This is a genomic window from Cupriavidus sp. 8B (assembly GCF_054589115.1).
Window position 1 is genome coordinate 1 of the sequence record NZ_BAAILO010000009.1, and the last position, 4,108, is coordinate 4,108.

At 54.1% G+C, this 4,108-nt stretch carries 1 protein-coding gene; it reads left to right on the plus strand.

Going from position 1 to position 4,108, the window contains the following annotated elements; translation table 11 throughout:
* The first annotated feature begins 2,466 nt into the window (after positions 1–2,466).
* The gene (locus ACYP5B_RS00945; RefSeq protein ID WP_459568213.1) at positions 2,467–3,813 is read left to right on the plus strand and encodes a RepB family plasmid replication initiator protein; all 1,347 of its coding nucleotides are present in this window, start codon (positions 2,467–2,469) and stop codon (positions 3,811–3,813) included.
* Positions 3,814–4,108: the final 295 nt, after the last annotated feature.

Here is a 4,108-nt window from a genome sequence, read left to right on the forward strand (position 1 = left end):
TCCCTTCCCTGGTCCCGGCACCAGACAACCTTCCTGACCGAACGCAGGCACTGACTTCCGCTTCCCTCCCACTACCGCGTCAGCGGTTTAGTACAAGCAGGTTTATGCCGGAGACCGAACTATGCCGAAAGTTGGCGATTGGCGACCATAATGCTATTCCTAGCGCGCAGTCACCACGGCCCTGCCGACTCGCTTACGACCAAGGTGATATCGATTGGTGATGTTAGCGTTGGCGATGTCAGTACCTACTCTCGCTCTACCGGCAGGAAGATGTCTAAGGTGTCATTGGTTGGTACAGATTCGCACGCGTCCAGGAGGCCCGCGGCTGATTCCATAGCGCTATGGTGGTACCCGTTGGTGGAATCCCGGCCTATTCTGACTGCGCCAATTCACCTTTGTGAGTGACTGCTACCGAGGTAACCCTTATAGAGCCTATAAGTCGACTTGTATCCTGACCTAAGGTGGTACCGTTTGGTGGATTTGACGGAGGCGGAATCGGTTCAGAACCTTGGATGCTCGGTTGTCAGCTTATCCCCAGCAAGGTGGTAATTGTTGGTGGCACTTCGTGAACATGCTTCTAATCAGTTTCTCGTTTTACATCAGTTATTTAGCCTGGATATCTCATACGTCACGCGATATCACCGCTTGGTACCAATCGATTACACCTTTGCGGTCAGGAGGCACCAATCAATAGCACCTGAGCGACGGCCGAGCCGTGAGGCGCTACCAATTACTATCACTTTGTCCGGTAGAGGACATTGTTTTCGGCACTCAAATCGATATACTTTGTCATAAAAATCAATAGGTTACAGGATTTTCTTCCTGTAACTCCGATGCCACACCACTCACTTGCATCATCGTGATCCCGGGACTCCGCGTTGCCACCAATCGCTTCCACCTTCGCCCGGCGCCATGGTCCGTGTGCAGTCGTCGACACCTTGGCGCATTGATGCGCAGGTCGAACCAACGGATACCACTTTGCTCCGAAGCGTCAGATCCATCGGATCTGACGCTTCGGCGCGAAAGTCACACCAATAAATGCCACCTCTTGCGAAGCCCCACTGGCATTAGCGCACCAACCAATACCACCTTGGCTCGTAATGCAAATATCGGAAGCAAGCGAACCACATCAGATTAAGTGAGGAGGCGTGTGACTTCGAGAGAGTCAGACAGCAAGGATACCAATGACTTCCACCTTGCCCGGCTTCTTGGCACCCATCGCCGGTTACGGGGCGAATTCTATGGCGTTGCGCGGCGGGCTTGGCAGGTGGCCTTGACGTCGACCGCAGTAGCGGCCCGCTTTACGCGGTACTTTTTATGGATGCAGCTTGCGTGGCACAGTTCCACGCGCGCCAGTTGGGCAAAGCTTCAAGAATCGGCCAAACACCTGGGATGATGCTGCTCGATCGCCGACTCAAGGTGGTATTCATTGGTTTTCAAAGCGTCAACAAGTGCTTCCAGCATGGCTTGGGGAAGTCTTGCGTGCTTGAACCTGAGGCAAGGTGATATTCGTTGGTGAATACTCGGCCCTGGAGGTCAACGCTGGGGTCGGAATGGCAATCGGCACCATTTGAAGGTTCTTCTGTGATGCGTTGTCGTCACGTTTGGCGAGACAGGGTCTTGTAAGAACCCAATCTGCACCAATGAGTTACACCTTGAGGATCGGTGCTCGCATGACCAATTCTCTGTGCCAATGCGTATCACTTTGTCTACCAAGGATAGGAAACCGCACCAATCGATTACACCTTGTAATCAGTTATCGCTCGCAAAGCGTTACGCCATAAGGGTTAGCGGGCTTAGGCCGTAGGGAAGTATCCCAGTGATGTGCCGCGAAAAACGGCTCTGCACTCACCAGGTTGGCATAGATAGAGGATCGTGGCTTTGGGGTGAGCAACGGTGGGTCGACGTTGTTTTGCTCCCATCACTTGCTAGCAAGCTTTCTTGCTTGTAAACAAACAGCTATTACGGGACCTATTTTCTCCTTTAAAATCAAACAGTTACGGCGAGTAAAGCGTTAACCTTTGGTCAGGAGGTGATAGTGGTTGGTCAATAGGTGGCATTGATTGGTACGTTAACGTGTAAGCCTTTGGTGCGTCGCGGTGTAATTGATTGGTGCCAAGGCGTTAACAGTTGGTGCAAGGTGTAGTTCATTGGTCAGGGCTGTGGATAAGTCCTTGGAACCCGCGCTGTAGTTCGCTTTGCCGTCGTCTCAGGATTTCTATGGTGATATCGGTTGGTAGCGATGGTGCTATTAGTTGGTTCGGGCATAGCGGCAATGCGCACGTTCGGACAGGCAATGGCGAGAACCGCGCTCAAGAGCAGATTCGCACCAATGCATATCACTTTGGGAATTTTGATCTGGGCCGGATATCTACCAACCGCTGACGATGGTGGCATTGTTAACTTGACCAATTACACCTTAGCCACGATAGTAACGTCCATTGACGCTGAGGGGCGAGGGAGAGCATGGCAAACATCGTGAGGAAAACGACGCCGGAGCAGCTCGGCTTCGACATCTTCACTGCCGTGCGGGAGCAACTCGGACCTGACAGCGCAATTACCGAATCGCCGCGTGATATCGGGTACCGAAAGACCAATGTCCTGATTGACGTTACCACGCTGAGCCTGTTGGCACGCCGAACGATCAACGCGCTCTGGCTCGAGGTGTCGGAACGGCCGGACCAGACCCACTATGACCTTGATCTAGGCTACTTCAAGTGGCTTGCCAAGTACGAGAAGTCGAACAACATCACTCACCTCAAGAAGGTGCTGCGTGAGTGCCAACAGTCGTCGGTGCAGGTGACCGTTGAGGGCAGCAAAGGCGGCGATCCTCAGTGGGCCTCCATACCATTGCTCGGGCCTGTCGCGATTGCTGGCGGCAGGATCACGTTCAAGGTTGACGAGATGATCCACCGACAACTGAAGGATCCTCAGCGCTACACGTATCTATCGTTGCGGATGTCGGCGGCGCTCTTCAGCTACGCCTACATTCTCTACGAACGCTTGAGCTCCCTGCGATTCATGGGAACCACGGAGTGGATTCCTCTGGACGAGATACGACGCTGGGTGAATGCCGACTCGGTCAAGTCGCTCACTGAATATAAAGAGTTCAAGCGCCAGGTTCTTGACAAGGGTATCAAGCAGATTAATGAGCTGACGGACTTGCACGTTGAGTTTGAAACGAAGAACGCACAAGGCTCTCGCCGCGTTGCCGCGCTTCGGTTCAAGTTGCGGGACAACGCCGCCGGTAAGCTGGTGCTCGACTTCAATTCGCCTCACGAACTGAAGGACCTCTATGAGACTCTGGTCAAAGGTTTTGGTCTCAGTAAGAAGCATCTGGACGAGCTGGTGGAGAACCGGGACGAATATACCGATGAACGGATTAAAGCCGCAATCGAGTTGACGCGCTTCCGCGTGAAGAGTGGCAAGGTGAAGGCGCCAGCGATGTACCTGATGAAGGCGATCCGCGACAATTTGCGACTTAGCGAGATCGAAGTGCAGATGGCAAATGCGGGCGCACCTAAGCTGACTGTGGCCGAGCCGATCGCTGAGACCACCGAAGCGCAACGGAAGCTGACAAGGACCGCGGAGAGCGAGGCCGAGGCTGGCATCGCGGCTTACCTTGACCTGGGCGAAGATGCACGGGCACGAGTGCGCAAAGCGCTGCAAAAGGAAGCCACCTTCAAGATCGCCGCGAAGCGCGTGAAGGTCAAAACCGTGCCTGACGAATTGGAGATCCTTGGGCACTCTGCCCTACGCCTGGAGCTTGGTTCTTTCATGGGCCGGGCATCTACCGCCGAACTTGTCAGCTAACACCTGCGGATGCACCAATCAATTACACCTTAGCTGCTCAGGCCCACGTCCTGAGCAAGTCGGCTTGGCTCGAGCTTCCTCTGAGTGATCTTGACATTCGCGGGACAAGAGCATAACAAGCGGCGGCGCGGTAATCAGTCTCTCGGTCTCGAGCCGGAGCGAGCAACTGATACTCCATTCTTGCTCAGAAGAAGTATCGATAATTGCTCGCCATGAGCAAGGTTTATCGGATCAACGAATTCGCAAAGCGCATCGGACGGGCTCCCAGTACGGTGCGCCGCTGGGAGCGCGAAGG

Bases quoted from the DNA above. Each gene is read 5' to 3' on its own strand.
- ACYP5B_RS00945 (WP_459568213.1), top strand. From the start codon at position 2,467: ATGGCAAACATCGTGAGGAAAACGACGCCGGAGCAGCTCGGCTTCGAC.